This is a genomic window from Nocardia sp. NPDC055002 (assembly GCF_053608825.1).
This window is the reverse complement of the sequence record NZ_JBSGWE010000005.1, coordinates 365,978-382,304: the sequence shown is the minus strand read 5'-3', so window position 1 is coordinate 382,304 and position 16,327 is coordinate 365,978. Positions and strand designations below refer to the sequence as shown.

21 protein-coding genes are annotated in these 16,327 nt (G+C 67.7%); 13 read left to right on the top strand and 8 right to left on the bottom strand.

The genetic code is table 11. From position 1 onward, the window contains the following. Positions 1–125 precede the first annotated feature (125 nt). Positions 126–896: an acyl-[acyl-carrier-protein] thioesterase gene (locus tag ACWF99_RS23095; RefSeq protein ID WP_378634320.1), complete on the top strand. Its 771-nt coding sequence runs from the start codon at positions 126–128 to the stop codon at positions 894–896. Positions 897–999: 103 nt separating this feature from the next. Here the strand turns inward: ACWF99_RS23095 and ACWF99_RS23090 are convergent, their stop codons facing one another. Further along, a complete protein-coding gene (locus ACWF99_RS23090; RefSeq protein ID WP_452537322.1) occupies positions 1,000–2,667 on the bottom strand; it encodes an FAD-dependent oxidoreductase in 1,668 nt (555 codons plus the stop codon). 155 nt (positions 2,668–2,822) lie between these two features. On the opposite strand from ACWF99_RS23090, the gene ACWF99_RS23085 reads away from it, so the two are divergent. Further along, positions 2,823–3,314: a SixA phosphatase family protein gene (locus ACWF99_RS23085; RefSeq protein ID WP_378634316.1), complete on the top strand. Its 492-nt coding sequence runs from the start codon at positions 2,823–2,825 to the stop codon at positions 3,312–3,314. Between the two features lie 16 nt (positions 3,315–3,330). Here ACWF99_RS23085 and ACWF99_RS23080 read toward each other — a convergent pair whose 3' ends face one another. Then, positions 3,331–3,534 (bottom strand): hypothetical protein, encoded by a 204-nt coding sequence (locus ACWF99_RS23080; protein WP_056816178.1) that lies wholly within the window; start codon positions 3,532–3,534, stop codon positions 3,331–3,333. Between the two features lie 48 nt (positions 3,535–3,582). Here ACWF99_RS23080 and ACWF99_RS23075 point away from each other — a divergent pair, with 48 nt between their 5' ends. From ACWF99_RS23075 to ACWF99_RS23055, 5 genes are all read left to right on the top strand, one after another. Beyond that, positions 3,583–3,951, top strand: coding sequence for a VOC family protein (locus ACWF99_RS23075; RefSeq protein WP_378634314.1), 369 nt, complete (start codon positions 3,583–3,585; stop codon positions 3,949–3,951). Between the two features lie 89 nt (positions 3,952–4,040). Beyond that, positions 4,041–4,505, top strand: a complete 465-nt coding sequence (locus tag ACWF99_RS23070) for a MerR family transcriptional regulator (RefSeq protein WP_378634312.1) — start codon at positions 4,041–4,043, stop codon at positions 4,503–4,505. Further along, a complete protein-coding gene (locus ACWF99_RS23065; protein ID WP_452537321.1) occupies positions 4,502–5,551 on the top strand; it encodes an aldo/keto reductase in 1,050 nt (349 codons plus the stop codon). The genes ACWF99_RS23070 and ACWF99_RS23065 overlap by 4 nt, the downstream gene beginning before the upstream one ends. 97 nt (positions 5,552–5,648) lie before the next feature. Continuing rightward, positions 5,649–5,963: a GNAT family N-acetyltransferase gene (locus ACWF99_RS23060; RefSeq protein ID WP_378634307.1), complete on the top strand. Its 315-nt coding sequence runs from the start codon at positions 5,649–5,651 to the stop codon at positions 5,961–5,963. After that, on the top strand, positions 5,960–6,949 hold the full coding sequence (locus ACWF99_RS23055; RefSeq protein WP_452537320.1) for a pirin family protein: 990 nt from the start codon (positions 5,960–5,962) through the stop codon (positions 6,947–6,949). The genes ACWF99_RS23060 and ACWF99_RS23055 overlap by 4 nt, the downstream gene beginning before the upstream one ends. 100 nt (positions 6,950–7,049) lie before the next feature. On the opposite strand, the gene ACWF99_RS23050 is transcribed toward ACWF99_RS23055, so the two are convergent. Both ACWF99_RS23050 and ACWF99_RS23045 read right to left on the bottom strand, forming a co-directional pair. Next, positions 7,050–7,529: an SRPBCC family protein gene (locus ACWF99_RS23050; protein ID WP_452537319.1), complete on the bottom strand. Its 480-nt coding sequence runs from the start codon at positions 7,527–7,529 to the stop codon at positions 7,050–7,052. Next, positions 7,526–7,858 carry an ArsR/SmtB family transcription factor gene (locus ACWF99_RS23045; RefSeq protein ID WP_378634300.1) on the bottom strand — a complete coding sequence of 111 codons (333 nt, stop codon included), beginning with the start codon at positions 7,856–7,858 and terminating at the stop codon, positions 7,526–7,528. The genes ACWF99_RS23050 and ACWF99_RS23045 overlap by 4 nt, the downstream gene beginning before the upstream one ends. Positions 7,859–7,983: 125 nt before the next feature. Between ACWF99_RS23045 and ACWF99_RS23040 the strand changes: the two genes are divergently transcribed. Both ACWF99_RS23040 and ACWF99_RS23035 read left to right on the top strand, forming a co-directional pair. After that, entirely contained in the window at positions 7,984–9,240 is a 1,257-nt protein-coding gene (locus tag ACWF99_RS23040; protein ID WP_452537318.1) for an FAD-dependent oxidoreductase, read from the top strand. Positions 9,241–9,352: 112 nt separating this feature from the next. Further along, positions 9,353–9,994: a hypothetical protein gene (locus ACWF99_RS23035; RefSeq protein ID WP_378634294.1), complete on the top strand. Its 642-nt coding sequence runs from the start codon at positions 9,353–9,355 to the stop codon at positions 9,992–9,994. Position 9,995: 1 nt separating this feature from the next. Here the strand turns inward: ACWF99_RS23035 and ACWF99_RS23030 are convergent, their stop codons facing one another. Next, positions 9,996–10,841, bottom strand: a complete 846-nt coding sequence (locus tag ACWF99_RS23030) for a helix-turn-helix transcriptional regulator (protein WP_452537317.1) — start codon at positions 10,839–10,841, stop codon at positions 9,996–9,998. Between the two features lie 100 nt (positions 10,842–10,941). On the opposite strand from ACWF99_RS23030, the gene ACWF99_RS23025 reads away from it, so the two are divergent. Both ACWF99_RS23025 and ACWF99_RS23020 read left to right on the top strand, forming a co-directional pair. Continuing rightward, complete coding sequence (locus tag ACWF99_RS23025) at positions 10,942–11,952, top strand: aldo/keto reductase (protein WP_452537316.1); 1,011 nt, start codon at positions 10,942–10,944, stop codon at positions 11,950–11,952. Between the two features lie 55 nt (positions 11,953–12,007). Next, on the top strand, positions 12,008–12,721 hold the full coding sequence (locus ACWF99_RS23020; RefSeq protein ID WP_378634287.1) for a hypothetical protein: 714 nt from the start codon (positions 12,008–12,010) through the stop codon (positions 12,719–12,721). Between the two features lie 57 nt (positions 12,722–12,778). Here the strand turns inward: ACWF99_RS23020 and ACWF99_RS23015 are convergent, their stop codons facing one another. After that, on the bottom strand, positions 12,779–13,309 hold the full coding sequence (locus ACWF99_RS23015; RefSeq protein WP_378634284.1) for a CGNR zinc finger domain-containing protein: 531 nt from the start codon (positions 13,307–13,309) through the stop codon (positions 12,779–12,781). A gap of 38 nt (positions 13,310–13,347) precedes the next feature. Between ACWF99_RS23015 and ACWF99_RS23010 the strand changes: the two genes are divergently transcribed. Further along, positions 13,348–14,349: an EamA family transporter gene (locus ACWF99_RS23010; RefSeq protein ID WP_452537315.1), complete on the top strand. Its 1,002-nt coding sequence runs from the start codon at positions 13,348–13,350 to the stop codon at positions 14,347–14,349. Positions 14,350–14,367: 18 nt separating this feature from the next. Here the strand turns inward: ACWF99_RS23010 and cynS are convergent, their stop codons facing one another. Next, the gene (cynS, locus tag ACWF99_RS23005; protein WP_378634279.1) at positions 14,368–14,817 is read right to left on the bottom strand and encodes a cyanase; all 450 of its coding nucleotides are present in this window, start codon (positions 14,815–14,817) and stop codon (positions 14,368–14,370) included. Positions 14,818–14,975: 158 nt separating this feature from the next. On the opposite strand from cynS, the gene ACWF99_RS23000 reads away from it, so the two are divergent. Beyond that, positions 14,976–15,815 carry a formate/nitrite transporter family protein gene (locus ACWF99_RS23000; RefSeq protein ID WP_378634276.1) on the top strand — a complete coding sequence of 280 codons (840 nt, stop codon included), beginning with the start codon at positions 14,976–14,978 and terminating at the stop codon, positions 15,813–15,815. A gap of 21 nt (positions 15,816–15,836) precedes the next feature. On the opposite strand, the gene ACWF99_RS22995 is transcribed toward ACWF99_RS23000, so the two are convergent. Then, positions 15,837–16,181: a hypothetical protein gene (locus ACWF99_RS22995; protein ID WP_378658670.1), complete on the bottom strand. Its 345-nt coding sequence runs from the start codon at positions 16,179–16,181 to the stop codon at positions 15,837–15,839. Between the last annotated feature and the right edge of the window lie 146 nt (positions 16,182–16,327).

Here is a 16,327-nt window from a genome sequence, read left to right as displayed (position 1 = left end):
TGGTGACCCACACCTGGTACCGCTACTCCCGGCTCGGCGCGAGGGTGTGATCTGCGACCCGTAAAGTCGTCTACAGAACTACGCAAGAAGTCGCGGCGCACTGGTGTGTCGCGCAAGGAGCACACGTGTCACTCGATCAGCCACTGGCCCCGCTTCCCGAGGAGGGCACGGGTTTCGCCACGGCGTGGCCCGTCCGGGCAGGCGACGTGGATCCTTATCAACGACTCCGTCTGGACGCCGTTGCGCGCTACCTGTCCGACATCGCCTGGGACGAGCTCAATCAGACCGCGCTGCATCTCACCGACCCCACCTGGATCGTGCGCCGCACCGTCATCGACGTGATCCGCCCGGTCGTGTGGCCCGATCACGTGCATCTCGAGCGCTGGTGTTCGTCGATGTCCACCCGGTGGACGAATATGCGCACGCGGATCACCAGCGAACGCGGTGGGTTGATCGAGACCGAGGGATTCTGGATCAACCTCAGCGAGTCGAGCAATCTGCCCGCCCGGATCAGCGACGACGGCCTTGCCTACCTGGCCCGATCCACCGACGAGCATCGCCTGCGCTGGCGGCCCTATCTCACCGATCCGGCGCCGCGCGAATCCGACGCCGACCTGCCGTTCCCGGTGCGGGCGACCGATATCGACCAGTACAACCACGTCAACAACGCCTGCTACTGGCAGGCCGTCGAACAGTTCCTGGTCGACTTCCCGAAGCTGGTCGCCGGACCGCATCGCGCCGTGATCGAGTACGTGGCGCCGGTGCTGGCCCGCGAGCACATCACCGTGCGCGCCCGCCACGAACCGGGCGACCGGACCGGGCAGATGGTGCTGCGACTGTGGTTCGTGGTCGGCGGCGTCACCACCACCGTCGTCCGGATCATGCCGCTGCCGTGATTTCGGCGGCCGGCGCCGCGTGCTCTCAACCCGGCCTGCGGCCGTTGCTATGGCGCGGCCGGCACGGGAACCCGGCGCCGCGGGTCCCGTGCCGGCTCTGCACCTAGCCCTTGGCTGCTTTGAGCAGATCGGCGCGGGTGGTGAACTTGACCCGCGGCCTGCCTGCCGCCTTGCCCGCGGTCTTCTCGGCCTGGTCGATGGTCTTCCAGCCCTTGCGGTCGACCAGATCGGGCTGGCGCTGCGCGAGCAGTGCCCGCAGTGCGGCGCGGTCGCCGGTCGGCGCGGTGAGTTTGCCCGCGATGAAGTCGGCGATCACCGCTTCGACGGTCTCCTCGGCGTCGATCCGGTTGGAGCCGATCACCCCGCGCGGGCCGCGCTTGATCCAGCCGGAGACGTAGACGCCGGGGACGGGCTCGGCGGCGTCGATGACCCGGCCGTGCTCGCTCGGCACGGTGCCACGACGCTCGTCGAAGGGCAGGCCGGCGACGGGTTCACCGCAGTAGCCGATCGAGCGCAGCACCAGGCCGGTCTCGATGGTCTCGGTGCGATCGGTGGCGGTGGCCACCAATTGCCCGTTCTCCTCGGTCAATTCGTTGTGCGCGAACTCGATCCCGGTGACCGCGTCGGTGCCGTGCACGGCGGTCGGCGTGGCGAGGTAGCGGAACACGATCCGCTTGTTCGACAGGTCGGGCGCGGCCGCCGAATACTCTTGCGCGAGCTCGTACTTCAGGCGCAACGAGGGTTCGATGTTCGGATCGTCGAGCAACGCGCGGCTGTGCGGGTCGAGTTCGATATCGGCGGGGTCGACGATCACATCGACGCCCGTGCGATGGGTGAGCGCCAGGAACTCCGGCGAGCTGTAGGCGGCTTGCAGCGGCCCGCGTCGCCCGAGGATCACCACCTCGCGGATGTTGCTGCGCCGCAGGGCGTCCAGCGCGTGGTCGGCGATGTCGGTCTTGGCGAGCTCGTCCGGGTCGCCGGTGAGCACGCGCGCCACATCGAGGGCCACGTTGCCGTTGCCGACGATCACCGCACGTTCACCGGACAGGTCGAACTCACGCTCGGCGAAGTCGGGGTGGCCGTTGTACCAGGCCACGAACTCGGTGGCCGAGTGACTGCCGGGCAGGTCCTCACCGGGGATGCCGAGCGCGCGGTCGCTCGAGGCGCCGACGGCGTAGATCACCGCGTGGTGGTGGTCGAGGAGCTCCTGGTGATCGATGTGCTCACCGACCTCGACATTGAGGTAGTACTGCAGCGTGTCGCGGCGGAACGCCGACTCGAACATCTCGGCGACGCCCTTGGTGCCCGCGTGATCGGGGGCGACGCCCGCGCGCACCAGACCCCACGGAGTCGGCAGCCGGTCGAACATCTCCACCTCGACATCGCTGCGCCGCAGCAGTTCGTCGGCGGCGTAGCAGGCAGCGGGGCCCGCGCCGACGATCGCGACGCGCAGCGTGCCCAGGCTCTTGGGCGGGCGGACCGGCGTGCTCAGCGGGTCGAAGTTCGACTCGAGCGGGTGACGCTGGAAGTAGGCGGCGTTGATCTCGCGATATCTGGACAGCGACGCCAGCAGGTCATCTTCGGAGAAGATCGCGTCCACCGGGCACGCGTCAACGCAGGCACCGCAGTCGATGCAGGTGTCGGGGTCGATGTACAGCATCTCCGCCGTGGCGAACTCCGGTTGATCCGGAGTCGGGCGGATGCAGTCGACCGGGCATTCGGTGACGCAGCTGGCGTCGTTGCAACAACGCTGCGTGATGACGTAGGCCATAGGTGCAGATCCTCGAAATGTGTGGTCGGTGGCTCGAGACGCCCCCTATCAAGGCCCGTGGCGGGTGAACCACGAACCCATCGATGGTGACGCAGCTTTCAGTGTGCCTCGAGTGTGACTGCTACCTCACCGCTGCCCAGGATTACGGTGGTCTCATGGTGGCGACCCTGATCCTGATGCGGCACGGAAAATCGGCCTATCCCGACAACGTCGACGACCACGCGCGCCCGCTCGCACCGCGTGGCGAGCGCGAAGCGGCGCTGGCCGGGGACTGGTTGCGCGCCGCCGCGCCGCCGATCGACGCGGTGCGCTGCTCGACGGCCGAGCGCACCAGACAGACCCTCGCGGCCACCGGCATCACCGCGCCCGTCGAGTACACCGACGACATCTACGACGCGAACCCGCACACCCTCATGGAACTGATCGGGCTCACCGACGACACGATCTCGACGCTGCTCATCGTCGGCCATGTGCCCGGGATTCCCTGGACCGCGTGGGAGCTGGCGGGCAACCGCGAATCCGATCAGGCGACCGAACTCAGCCGCAAGTTCCCCACCTCGGCGCTGGCCGTGCTCGAATTCGATCGGCCATGGGCACAGCTCGGCCCCGGCACGGGCGAACTCACGACGTTCCACGTCCCGCGCTGATCTCACTCGATGCCGCTCACTTGAGCAGCTTGCCGCCGACGACGATGCCCACCCCCAGCAGCACGAGGAGCACGAACGCGACGAATCCGTTCGTCAGCGCCCAGACCACGCCGAGCACGAGTACCACCGGGGCCACCGCGATCGCGGTGATCACCGGGCTCTCCTTGACCGTTTCCCAAGCCGAGCGGGCCCTGACGCGGTCGATGTCCTTACCAGCCATGTGATCCACACTACGTTTCCGTCGGACCACCGTGTCATGCTCGACCACATGGATTGGAAAATCGAACTCGTTGCCATCCCGGTCACCGATGTCGACCGGGCCAAGGATTTCTACACCAGCATCGGCTTCAACGCCGATCACGACCACACGCCGTCGCCGGAGATCCGATTCGTCCAGCTCACACCGCCGGGTTCGGGGTGTTCGATCTGCATCGGCCGCGGGCTCACCAGCGCCGCGCCTGGCAGCGTCGAGGGCATGCAGATGGTCGTGGCCAGCGCCGACAAGGCCTATGAACAGCTGATCGCCGCGGGTGTGGCGGCCACCCCCGTCGAGGACATGGGCTGGGGACGGTTCACCTTCTTCGCCGACCCCGACGGCAACAAGTGGGCGATCCAGGAGCTGCCGAACTACAGCTGACTTCACTCGTCCCCGTGCGAACAGGTATTGCTTGGAGTGCACTCCAGGTGGATACCGTCTAGGAAGTTCCACGGGAAGGGACGAGCACGATGGATCAGGACGCGGCGCTGCGCGCCGAGAGCGGCGACGACGAGCACGAACGCCCGAGGTATTCGATCGGCCAGGTGGCCGATCGCTCGGGCCTGAGCCGCGACACCCTGCGCTGGTACGAGCGGATCGGGCTGATGGGCTACGTCGGTCGCGATCACACCGGCAACCGCCGGTTCAGCGACCGCGATCTGGAGTGGCTGGCGCTCATCGCGCGGCTGCGGCTCACCGGCATGCCGGTGGCCGACATGATCCGCTACGCCGAACTGGTACGGGCAGGCGAGCAGACCTACCCGGATCGGCTGGAGATGTTCCGGCAGACCAGATCCGACGTGCTCGACAAGATCGCGGAGCTGCAGCAGACCGTGGCCGTTCTCGACTACAAGATCGCCGTCTACGAAGGCCGATCGGATGTGGTCCGTCCCGCCACGATCACCGTGCACACGAGCGAAGGAAGCGACACATGAGCACCACCGCGACACTGCCGACCACGACTCTGGGCGCCGACGGGCCGCTGATCGGCACCCAGGGGCTCGGCTGTATGGGCATCAGCGAGTTCTACGGTGATACCGACGCGGCCGAATCGCGGGCCACCCTCGACCACGCGCTCGAACTCGGCGTCACCCTGTTCGACACCGCCGATGTGTACGGATCCGGCCACAACGAGGAATTCCTCGCCGACTTCGTACGCGCCAACCGCGAAAATCTGCTCATCGCCACGAAATTCGGCATCGTGCGCAAGGCCGACGATCCGTCGTTCCGCGGCTTCGACAACTCCCCCGCCTACATTCGCGCGTCGGTCGAGGCCAGCCTGCGCAGGCTCGGCGTCGACACGATCGACCTGTACTACATGCACCGGCGCGACCCGCGGGTTCCGATCGAGGAGACCGTCGCCACCATGGCCGAACTCGTCGCGGCGGGCAAGGTGCGAGCGCTCGGATTGTCCGAGGTGACCGGTGACGAGCTGCGGGCCGCGCACGCGGTGCACCCGATCGCGGCGTTGCAGTCGGAGTGGTCGCTGTTCTCCCGCGACGTGGAACGCACCGCGGTGCCCGCCGCGGCCGAACTCGGTGTGGCGTTCGTTCCGTACTCGCCGCTGGGCCGTGGCTTTCTCACCGGTGCTTTCACCTCGGCGGCAGAGCTCGGCGACCAGGACTTCCGCAAGTTCCAGCCCCGCTTCACCGGCGACAACGCCCAGCACAACGCCGCGTTGCTCACGCCGCTGGCCGCGATCGCCGCCGCGCACGACATCACCCAGGCCCAGGTCGCACTGGCGTGGGTACACGCGAGGGCGGGTGTGCACGACTTGTCCGTGGTGCCGATTCCCGGCACCCGCAAGCGGACCAGACTGGCCGAGAACGTCGCCGCGGCATCGGTACGCCTGTCTGCGGACGAACTGGCGGCACTGGAGCCGATCGCCGAACAGGTGGCAGGCAGCCGGTACGCGGATATGACGTTCACCTCGGCAGGACGCGAACAGAGTCCCGCGACGACCGGCGGTCGCACGGAATAGGCTGCGGCCGACGAATGGTTCTGTTTACCGTCACGGTCGACGCAACGACGCGCCGACCCTCAGCGCACCGCCGTCGGTGCGGAAGGAGCGTTTGCCGATGACCGAGACAGCAGAGTCACAGCGCCGCGTCGTGCGCAATGTGGAGAAGAATCGCTACGACGTGTTCTTCGACGATGAGCTCGCCGGCTTCGCCGAATACATCGAGCGCGACAACGACACCGATTTCATCCACACCGAGATCGATGACGCGTTCGCGGGCAAGGGACTCGGCGGCGTCCTCGCCCGCCAGGCCGTCGAGGACGTGATCGCGCGCGGGCGCACCATCACCGCGCACTGCCCGTTCATTCGTGGCTGGCTGGACAAGCACCCCGAGTACGACGCGCACGTGGTGGGCAAGGGCATCACCGGATGAGCGACATGGAGATCGACCCGGACGAGGCGCTGTGTGAGCCGTCGCCCCGCCCGGGTCCGATCACCGAGTTGTATCCGGCCAGGGAGGTCCCACTCGGCGGGGTGCGCGGGGTGTACGTGGAACGGACACTGCCGCAGCGGGATCTGCCGACTGTCGGTGCGTGGTGCTTCCTCGACCGGTTCGGTTCGGCCACCGCGACCGAGGCCGGCGCCTCCCCCGACATCCTGCCCCACCCCCACATCGGCTTGCAGACGGTGACCTGGCCGCTCGACGGCCGCATCCGGCATCGCGATTCGGTGGGCTCCGACGTCGAGATCGAGCCGGGGCAGCTGAATCTGATGACCTCCGGTCGCGGTATCGCGCATTCGGAGTTCGGCGTGCCCGGCGCCGAAGCGGGCCACGGCCTCCAGTTGTGGATCGCGCTGCCCGGCTCCGCCACCGGCATCGACCCGCATTTCGAGCAGCATCGCGAACTGCCGAGCTACGCGGCGCCGGGACTGCGCGCCACCGTCCTGATCGGCGCGCTGGGTGGTGTCGCGTCACCGGCGAAGGCCTACACGCCGATCGTCGGGGCCGACATCGTGTTCGACTCCGGCGCCGAGGTGTCGCTCCCGCTGGACCGCGCGTTCGAGCACGCCGTGCTGGTGATCGAGGGCACCGTGACGATCGACGGCGCCGAACTCACCCCTGGCCCGCTGCTGTACCTGGGCACCGACCGCGCCGAATTGCGCCTGTCCAGCACCGGCGGTGCGCATTTCGCGCTGGTCGGGGGCGAGCCCTTCGCCGAGGAACTGGTGATGTGGTGGAACTTCGTCGGCCGCAGTCACGAGGAGATCGTCGACGCGCGCGAGGCGTGGGAAACCCACGACACCAGCCGTTTTCCGCTGGTCGTCGGCCACGCCCCTGAGGAGCGGATACCCGCTCCGCCGCTACCACCGTTGCGCTTGAAGCCGCGCAAACGAGCGACCGGCTGCACTCACCTCTGACTCGGCGCCGAGGCCGAATCGCACTCCCGAACAGCCTGCGCCGCAACGGGCCGCGCTGTCACCCGATGCGGCTTCCCGGCGCCGCATCGGGTTCGCGCGCTCAGCGTCCGCCGACGAGCAGGGCGTCGAGGGCCCGGTAGCTGTCGTTGAGGCCGACCTCCATGCCCGAGGCGAGCATGCCCGCGCATTCCTCGGCCGTGTGGAAGATGCTGTCGGTGGCGACCCGGGTGCGGCCGTCGCCGAGATCGATGAAGGTGGTCGAGTCGATGCAGATGTGGGCGGGCATGCCGTCCCACTCGAAGGACTGCACGATGCGTTCCTTCGGGGTGATCTCGCGAAAGCGGCCCTCGAAACCGTAGGACTCGTCGCCGTCGTGTTCGACGAAACGCCAGTGGCCGCCCTTGCGGAACTCCCAGCGCTCGACGTCGACCACATGGCCGCGACCCCACCAGCGCGAGAGCTGCTCGATGCGGCTGTAGGCGTCCCATACCCGGTCCAGTGGGGCGTCGAAATCGCGTTCGATGTGGACTTCGCGGTCCGAGGTGGAGGTGATGACGGCGTCGTTGGTGGTGGTGCTCATTGCTCTGGCTCCGTTCGTTGCAGGAATTCACCGAGACGGTCCATCCGGGCTTCGAGCATCTGCCGATAACCCTGCATCCAGGCCACCTCACGATCGAAGACGTGCTCACAGATCCGGCAGTACCGCACCCGCCCACGCTTCTCGGTGACCACCATGCCCGCGTCCTCGAGCAGGCCGATGTGCTTCTTGATGCCGGTCAAGGTCATCTCGAAACGCTCGGCCAACTCGCTGATACTCGCGGGCCCACGCCCGAGCTGCTCGAGGATGCCCCGCCGTGTGGGGTCCGCGAGCGCCCCGAACGAGGCGTCTAGGAAGTCATACTGAACCATCTAGTTCAGTATTGCGTGGCGACGTCATCCGGTCAACCCCTTTTCGGAAAACCCTGGACGGGCCGACGAATTCACTACTACGCTTTGTCGTAGAACTTGGCGGGAATCATCGAGGGGGAACACTCATGGACAAGACCACCTGTTGCATCGTCGGCGGCGGCCCCGCGGGCACGATGGCCGGTCTCCTGCTCGCCAGAGCAGGCGTCGAAGTGACCGTGCTGGAAAAGCACGCCGACTTCCTCCGGGATTTCCGCGGCGATACGGTGCACCCGTCTACGGTGCGACTGATCGACGAACTGGGGCTCGGCGCGGACTTCGCCCGGTTGCCGCGCTCCGAGCTCACCCGGATGTGCATGCACGCGGGCGACCGCATGGTGGTCGCCGCCGATTTCACCCGAATTCCCGGCAAGTACCGGCACATCGCCATGGTGCCGCAATGGGACTTCCTCGACCTGCTCACCAGCGCCGCGGCCGAGGAACCGACCTTCACCCTGCATATGCGCTCGACCGCGACCGGACTGATCGAGGAGGCCGGCCGGGTGGCAGGCGTGCGCTATATCGATGCCGACGGTGCCGAACACGCCCTGCGCGCCGATCTCGTGATCGCCTGCGACGGACGCGATTCCGTGACACGCGAGGCCGCGGGCCTGCGCCGGCGCATGGAGGACGTACCGATGGACATGTGGTTCTTCCGCATCCCGAAATCGGAGGACGACACCGACGGCGGTGCCGTGCAGGCCCGCTTCACCAACGGCAACTCCGCGGTGGCCATCGACCGCGGCGACTACTACCAGACCGGCTACATCATCGAAAAAGGCTGTGACGCAGAGCTTCGCGCCGCCCACGATGTGCGGTGGCTGCGCGATCGCGTCAGCGAACTGTTCGGCTGGTCCACCGAGGCGACAGCGGCGATCCGGACCTGGGACGACGTCAAGCTGCTCGAGGTAACGGTGGGCATGCTCGACCGGTGGTACGTCCCCGGCCTGCTGTGCATCGGCGATGCCGCGCACACGATGTCACCGGTCGGTGGGGTCGGCGTCAACCTCGCGGTGCAGGACGCCGTCGCGGCCGCGCGCATCCTGGCCCAGCCGCTGCTCGACGGCACCGTGCAGACCGCCGACCTGGAAAAGGTGCAGCGCAGGCGGATGTTGCCCGCGAGCTTCACGCAGCGATCCCAGCGCGGCGAACACGACATGCTCATCGCGCCCGCGTTGCGGGGAACACTGCACACCGCGCCCCTGCCGCTGCGGGTTGTCGACGCCGTGCCCGCGCTCGCCGGAATCACCGCCTATCTCGGCGGTATCGGGCTGCGCCCCGAGCACGCGCCGGATTTCGCCCGACGTCCACAGACCGGCGTCGAACCGTCGAACGCGCGGCGCTGATCCGTCCCGGCCCCACTGGCTGTGGACTTTCCGAACGGGGGCCGCAACGGCTAGGTTTGCCGCGACGAACGGGACGAATCGGTCCCGGGTGAGGCAGCGGGAGGCTTGCGGGATGAGGATCGGCACTGGGATAGGGGCGGCACTGCTCGCGATCGGGGTCATCGTGGCGGCAGCCGGGAACGGGCACGCCGAGCCCGCCCCGGTGGTCGCCGAGCAGCCGGTCGAGGCGCCCTCGTTGCGCGGCATCGACAAGGGCGTGAACTACCAGGTGAGCGCCACCGATGACCGGCGCGCGGTGGTCACCACCATCGACACGGGACGGTTCCAGCTCGTCCACGACGCGACAGTCGTCGCGATCACCGACGAATCGGGTGCGGTCCTCGCGGCGCTGCCGATGGTCGTGCGCGTCGGTGCGCACGCGGTGCCGCTCACGCCGTCGATCGACGAGCGGGGCACCAGCCTGACGCTCACCCCGATCAGCGAATCCGCCACACCGGTGCGCGACATCAGCGCACAGGAACGCTTCTTCGCCGAAACCCAACGCCTGCAACCGAAGATCATCGAAGGCGCCGCCATCGGGGCTGCCATCGGTTTCGTACTCGGCTTCCCGCTCGGCCTGTTCATCCTGGACTTCATCACCGTCCCGGTCGCCACCGTGGCAGGGGCGGCGATCGGCGCGCTCGCCGGGTACGCGCTGGCAGGAGGTCAGCCCGCGATCGACACCGCGCTGGCCTATGTCACCGGAGCGCCCTGAATCACTGTGTCGGACTGAGGAGCTGGGTGCCGATCACCCGCAGCAGCGCCATCTTCTCCACCGCGTCGGTGCCGGGACGCGGCAGGTAGACCAGCAGTCGCTGGGCGGCGTTCGGGGTGAGCAGGGTTTCGCAGATCGTATCGATCAGGCCGATCTCCGGATGCAGGAACTGTTTGGTGTCGGAGATCCGTACGGCCACTTCGTGTTCGTTCCACAGCTCTTCGAATTCCGTGCTGTTGCGACGTAACTCGCCGATGAAGCCGGTGACTTCGGCATCGTCGGCGCGACGTGCCGCGGTGGCACGCAGATCGGCCACATGGCTGCGGCTCATGCGGGCCCAATCCGACTCGGGGAACAGCGTTCTCGCCGACGGATCGGTGAACCAGCGCCAGGAATAGAAGCGCTCGAGGCCTCTGCGGGTGCCGTGGTCACCGGCCAGCAGACTGTGCATGCGATTCTGGACGAGGACCTCGCCGAGATCGGTGATCACGGCGGCGGGGACGTCGTCGAGTTTGTCCAGCATGTGCAGCAGCCCGGGACCGACGTGCTTGTCGCGCAGCCCACGGTCCGGTGACGGGTGACCGCACAGATGGAACAGGTGGTCGCGCTCGTCGGCACTCAGGCGCAGCGCGCGAGCCAGCGCGGCGAGGACCTGGGTGGACGGGCGTGGACCGCGCGCCTGTTCGAGGCGGGTGTAGTAGTCGGTCGACATGCCCGTGAGCAGAGCTACCTCGTCGCGTCGCAGACCGGGGGTGCGCCGGCGCACGCCGGGCGGCAGGCCCACGTCGGCGGGGGTGAGCAGTTCCCGGTGACGGCGCAGGAAGTCGGCCAGCTCGGATCGGTCCATGTCTCCATGGTGCGCTTCACGGCGGCGCCCAGCCAGGGACCGGCGATCCCCCGATGAACGATCTCTGCCGCGAGCCGCGCTCGCGGCGCAGGCTCGAAGCATGACGAACTCACAGCTCCCCACCGTCGTCCTCGGCGACACCGGCCCCCGCGTCAGCCGCATCGGCCTCGGCGCGATGGGCATGTCCGGGATATACGGCGCCTCCGACGACCGTGAATCGGTCGCGACCCTCCACGCCGCCATCGACGCGGGCATCAACCTCATCGACACCGGTGACTTCTACGGCGCCGGCCACAACGAGATGCTGGTCGGCAAGGCCATCGCCGAACGCGCCCGCGAGGACGTGGTACTCAGCGTGAAGTTCGGCGCGCTGCGCGGGCCGGGCGGAACATGGGACGGCTTCGACGGGCGACCGGCCGCCCTCCGCAACTTCCTCACCTACACACTCACTCGACTCGGTGTCGATCACATCGACATCTACCGGCCCGCGCGCCTGGATCCCGAAGTGCCGATCGAGGACACCGTCGGCGCGATCGGCGAACTCGTCGAGGCGGGATACGTGCGGCACATCGGACTCTCCGAGATCGGTGCCGACACGTTGCGACGGGCCGCCGCCGTGCATCCGATCGCCGACCTCCAGATCGAGTACTCGCTCATCTCCCGCGGCATCGAACAGGAAATCCTCCCGGTCGCCAGGCAACTCGGCACGGGCATCACCGCCTACGGCGTGCTCTCGCGGGGGCTGCTCAGCGATACCTTCCGCAACGGCGGGCCTGCGACGGCCGGCGACTTCCGTGCTCACAGCCCGCGCTTCCAGGGCGAAAACCTCACCAGGAACTTGCGCTTGGTCGAGGCGCTGGCCGATATCGCTGCCACGAAACAGGTTTCGGTCGCCCAGCTGGCGATCGCCTGGGCACTGAGCCGTGGCGAGGACATCGTGCCGGTCATCGGCGCGCGCAGCCGGACGCGCCTCGACGAGACGCTCGGGGCGCTCGCGATCTCGCTCACGCCGGACGAGCTGGCCGTGATCGAGGCGGCAGCACCGGCCGACGCCGTCGCGGGCGAGCGGTACGCGGCCGAGCAGATGGCGATGCTGGACAGCGAACGCTGATTTTCGCTGTCCGCCGACCGCGCGTTGCCGCCGGTCTCCGCTACCGTTGACACCAGTGAGTCCGCACGGGTGGGTGGTGATGAGAGTGGTGTTCGACCCGCTGGCCGATATCGAACGCGCCCTGGCCGAACAGGCCGGGTGGACGTGGTTCGACGACTACCTGCTGTACACCTGCGGGGTGGCCGATCTGCTGGCGCGCGGCGAGGTGGGACTGATCCCGCACACGGCGACGCGGGTGCGGATCGAGCCCGGCGAGGTCGGTCTCGCCGAGGGAGCCGTCAACTGGTACACGTGGCGGGCGACCGGCGACGGCAATTGGACTCGGAGCCGGGGCCCTGTCGCCGGTCCAGCCCCGATCGTCGCGGCCGCACAATTGGGTAATGCCGTCGTGAACCGGACCCGGCGCACTCAGGCAGCGGCCGCCGCGCAACCGCGCTGGGTGGCGGAACGGCCGGGGTCGGTGATGATCTCGGACCGGCGCTTGCACCTCACCAACCCCGACCGGTCGTTCTCGCTGTACTGGTCCGCGCTCGAGTCCATCGACCTCACCGCGCCGGATCGCGTCGGCTGCCGATTCCCCGACCGAGACGGCAAGTTGCAGCAGATCCAGATCCAAAGCCCCTGGGCAGTCTTACTTTTCGTCACCGCCGCCCTGCGGCACTTCCCGCACCACCCGCTGCTGAAGACCGGTACCTGGCTGCCCGCGGGATTCGAGGACAAGTGCCATCTGGCGGGCAAGAAGTGCCCTAAGGTGCGCACTTTGGGCTGATGCACGGCCGAAGCGACGAGCCCAGTCGTCGCAGCTTTTCGGGCGTCTCTGCGGCACTCAGCGCTGACGCGCGCGGTAGGCGGCGACGGCGTTGCGGTTGCCGCATGCGGTGCTGCAATAGCGGCGGGAACGGTTGCGGGACAGGTCGAGTACCAGTCCCGCGCAGTCCGCGTCGGCGCAGATCGAGAGTCTGCTCAGGTCGTCGGCGCGGATCAGGTCGATCATCGCCATCGCGGTTTCGACGGCGATGCGAACCGGGAGTGGTGCTTGCGGCGGGACCGCGTGCACGTGGTAGTCGACGTCGCCGTGACGGACCAGCTGCGGTACGGCGCGGTGCCCGGCGAGAGTCTCGTTCACGAGCGTGACGGCGGCATCGCGGTCGCTGGTGAGCATCGCGCGTAGCGGCGCGCGCAGGGCCCGGACAGCGGTCAGTTCGGCCGCGTCGCCGGTGTGCGCGCCCGTGTAGACGTGTCGTTCGAAGAACTCGGCGAGCTGGGCCGTCTCGGTCAGGGTGTCGGGGTCTTCGGCGGAATTGACCAGTTCGACCGCCGCCAGCAGGGCCGCCTCGGTGTCATGAGCAAAAACCACATTGACATATTACCGCAGGCTGCTTACCGTCATTAGTCATGGCGACTTTGACTCATGACAGCGCGATCCGGATGCGGTCCGGGCTGCTGCTCGCGCTGGCGTCGGCCACCTCGTTCGGGCTGTCCGGTCCACTCGCGCGTGGGCTGATGAACGCGGGCTGGAGCGCCGCCGCCGTTGTCGCCGCGCGCGTGCTGCTCGCCGGGGTGGTTCTCGTACCGCTCGCACTTCCCCACCTGCGGGAAAACTGGAAACTGTTGCGCGCCAACGTGAATCTCATCGTCGCGTACGGCTTGATCGCCGTGGCGGGTACCCAGCTCGCCTACTTCAACGCCGTCGCGCACATGGAGGTCGGCGCCGCGCTGCTGATCGAATACACCGCGCCGATCGTCGTGGTCGGCTGGCTGTGGGTGCGCCACCGGCAACAGCCCGGCGCGGCCACCATCGCAGGCGCGGCCCTCGGGATCACCGGCCTGCTGCTCGTCCTCGATGTGACCTCCGGCCTGTCGACCGACCCGATCGGCATCGCCTGGGCCCTGGCCGCGATGCTCGGCGCCGCGGCCTATTTCGTCCTCTCCGCCCAGGGCGGCGACCTCCCCGGCACCGTCCTGGCCTGCGGCGGACTCCTGATCGGCGGCCTCACCCTGATCCTGGCGGGCGCCCTCGGCATCGTCCCCCTGCACGCCACCACCCACCGGGTCGCCTTCGCCGACTTCACCACCCCCTGGTGGATCCCGATCCTCTTCATCGGCATCGTCACCGCCGCCATCGCCTACGTCACCGGCATCGCCGCCACCCGCCGCCTCGGCTCCCGCCTGGCCTCTTTCGTAGCCCTCACCGAAGTCCTCGCCGCCCTGATCTTCGCCTGGATCCTGCTCGCCGAAGCCCCCCGCCCCATCCAGCTACTCGGCGGCGCTTTGATCCTCATCGGAGTCGTCGCCGTCCGCCTCGGCGAGCCCACCTCACCCGGGCTCGGCGACCCCGAGACACCGGCAGACACCCTGACGGAAATCCCGCGGACTCGGACCGAGCAAGGATCCTGACCGTCGACAGAACCCGAGTCACCAGCGGTAGTCGAGGAATTTGCCGTCCAGGGTGATGACGACGCGGTCGCCGTCGGGGTGGGGGCGGCGGGCTATGTCGATGTTGAAGTTGATGGCGCTCATGATGCCGTCGCCGAATTCCTCGTGGATGAGTTCCTTGAGGGCGGGGCCGTAGACCGAGACGGCTTCGACGAGGCGGTAGATGGTGGGGTCGGACAGTTTCGCCGGGTCGGCGCCGCGGGAGGGTTGCAGACGCAGGCTTTCGGCGACGGTGTCGTCGAGGTCCAGCAGGGTGCAGACGGCGGCGGCCTGTTCCTCGGTCATCGGGTGCTGGCCGAGCAGGGCTGCCGTCGTCCAGACCACGGGTGCGCCGATCGATTCCGCGATGCCCGCCCACGTCATACCCTTGCGGATACGAGCGGCGACGATGAGGTCGGCGGCGGCGGACTTGCTCAGGATCGGTTGCATGCAGGGCTCCTAGGGTCGGGGTCGCAGCCAGCCTGCCATTCGGAGGCACTCGCCGCCATAGTGGAATACCACTATTTACGTGGGAGCAACGTCCGGTGACCGCGAGGCAACCTCGACAGCGAAAACTCCTGCGCTAGAAGCACTACGAAGGGTTTTCCATGTCCTATCTCACACCGGCGGACTTCGTCGAGAAGATGATCGACGCGGGCGAGGCCAAAGCCTTCATGTCCACCCGCGACACCGTGATCCGCGCTTACATGGCGGGCGCGATCCTCGCCCTCGCCGCCGCGTTCGCAGTGACCATCACCGTGAACACCGGCGAACCACTACTCGGAGCCGTGCTCTTCCCGGTCGGGTTCTGCATGCTCTACCTGCTCGGATTCGACTTGCTCACCGGCGTTTTCACGCTGGTTCCGCTGGCCCTGATCGACAAACGCCGCGGCGTCACCGTCCGCTCGATGCTGCGCAACTGGGGGCTGGTCTTCGTCGGTAACTTCGCGGGCGCGTTCACCGTCGCGGTGATGATGGCCATCATCCTCACTATGGGTTTCTCCGTCGATCCCAGCGCCGTCGGCGAGAAGCTCGGCGAGATCGGCGAATCCAGAACCCTCGGCTACGCCGAACACGGAGCCGCGGGCATGCTCACGCTGTTCATCCGCGCCGTGCTGTGCAATTGGATGGTCTCCACCGGCGTGGTCGCCGCCATGATGTCGACCTCGGTGTCGGGCAAGGTGATCGCAATGTGGATGCCCATCATGCTGTTCTTCTACATGGGCTTCGAACACTCCATCGTCAACATGTTCCTGTTCCCCTCCGGCCTGCTCCTGGGCGGTGACTTCTCCCTCGGCGACTACCTGGTCTGGAACGAAATCCCCACCGTCCTCGGCAACCTCGTAGGCGGACTCACCTTCGTCGGCCTGACCCTCTACGCCACCCACGCCCGCACCGCCCCGTCACGCCGGCAGCCCGAGCCCACAGAATCCGCTGTGGCGGAATGAAGTTCGCCGAGAAGGCGACCACTACCGGTCGCGGTACTCCGCTTCTGCGATCTTCAGCTCCGTACCCGGCATCGTGATCGTCAGGAGGGCGGTGTCCGGATTCCAGGTGGCTGCGACGTCGCCTGCCGGGTACGGAATGTCGTAGAACAAGCCGCGATTGGGCGCGATTCCGACATGGATCACGTACTCGGTGGCCAGCAGCCCTGGCGTTGTTCGGTGGTACACGCAGTACGACCTGCCAGGGTCAGGTCGGCAGCTGACTACTACCTGGTCGGACATCACGCTGGTGGCGACTCGATAGGCGGTGAACGCGGACGCCAGCACACCGATCACCGCGAGCACGACCACGACTATCTGAGACTTCACGCAGGCGACTGTACGCAGAAAACGGCCCCCGCTCTCGAAAGAGCGGGGGCCGAAATCTGTTGGCTACCTACGAGCTGGCGGCAACCGCTGAAGCCGTATTCGCCCAGCGGGGTAGCTGACCTCGCGCGAGCGGTTCTACGATGCGG

Excerpts from the sequence above, each read along its gene's own strand:
- ACWF99_RS23090 (WP_452537322.1), bottom strand. The coding sequence starts at position 2,667 with ATGGCCTACGTCATCACGCAGCGTTGTTGCAACGACGCCAGCTGCGTC.
- ACWF99_RS23075 (WP_378634314.1), top strand. The coding sequence starts at position 3,583 with ATGGATTGGAAAATCGAACTCGTTGCCATCCCGGTCACCGATGTCGAC.
- ACWF99_RS23050 (WP_452537319.1), bottom strand. The coding sequence starts at position 7,529 with ATGAGCACCACCACCAACGACGCCGTCATCACCTCCACCTCGGACCGC.
- ACWF99_RS23040 (WP_452537318.1), top strand. The coding sequence starts at position 7,984 with ATGGACAAGACCACCTGTTGCATCGTCGGCGGCGGCCCCGCGGGCACG.
- cynS (WP_378634279.1), bottom strand. The coding sequence starts at position 14,817 with ATGCAACCGATCCTGAGCAAGTCCGCCGCCGCCGACCTCATCGTCGCC.
- ACWF99_RS23010 (WP_452537315.1), top strand. The coding sequence starts at position 13,348 with ATGGCGACTTTGACTCATGACAGCGCGATCCGGATGCGGTCCGGGCTG.
- ACWF99_RS23055 (WP_452537320.1), top strand. The coding sequence starts at position 5,960 with ATGAGCGACATGGAGATCGACCCGGACGAGGCGCTGTGTGAGCCGTCG.
- ACWF99_RS23080 (WP_056816178.1), bottom strand. The coding sequence starts at position 3,534 with ATGGCTGGTAAGGACATCGACCGCGTCAGGGCCCGCTCGGCTTGGGAA.
- ACWF99_RS23065 (WP_452537321.1), top strand. The coding sequence starts at position 4,502 with ATGAGCACCACCGCGACACTGCCGACCACGACTCTGGGCGCCGACGGG.
- ACWF99_RS23045 (WP_378634300.1), bottom strand. The coding sequence starts at position 7,858 with ATGGTTCAGTATGACTTCCTAGACGCCTCGTTCGGGGCGCTCGCGGAC.
- ACWF99_RS23085 (WP_378634316.1), top strand. The coding sequence starts at position 2,823 with ATGGTGGCGACCCTGATCCTGATGCGGCACGGAAAATCGGCCTATCCC.
- ACWF99_RS23000 (WP_378634276.1), top strand. The coding sequence starts at position 14,976 with ATGTCCTATCTCACACCGGCGGACTTCGTCGAGAAGATGATCGACGCG.
- ACWF99_RS23070 (WP_378634312.1), top strand. The coding sequence starts at position 4,041 with ATGGATCAGGACGCGGCGCTGCGCGCCGAGAGCGGCGACGACGAGCAC.
- ACWF99_RS23030 (WP_452537317.1), bottom strand. The coding sequence starts at position 10,841 with ATGGACCGATCCGAGCTGGCCGACTTCCTGCGCCGTCACCGGGAACTG.
- ACWF99_RS23035 (WP_378634294.1), top strand. The coding sequence starts at position 9,353 with ATGAGGATCGGCACTGGGATAGGGGCGGCACTGCTCGCGATCGGGGTC.
- ACWF99_RS23060 (WP_378634307.1), top strand. The coding sequence starts at position 5,649 with ATGACCGAGACAGCAGAGTCACAGCGCCGCGTCGTGCGCAATGTGGAG.
- ACWF99_RS23025 (WP_452537316.1), top strand. The coding sequence starts at position 10,942 with ATGACGAACTCACAGCTCCCCACCGTCGTCCTCGGCGACACCGGCCCC.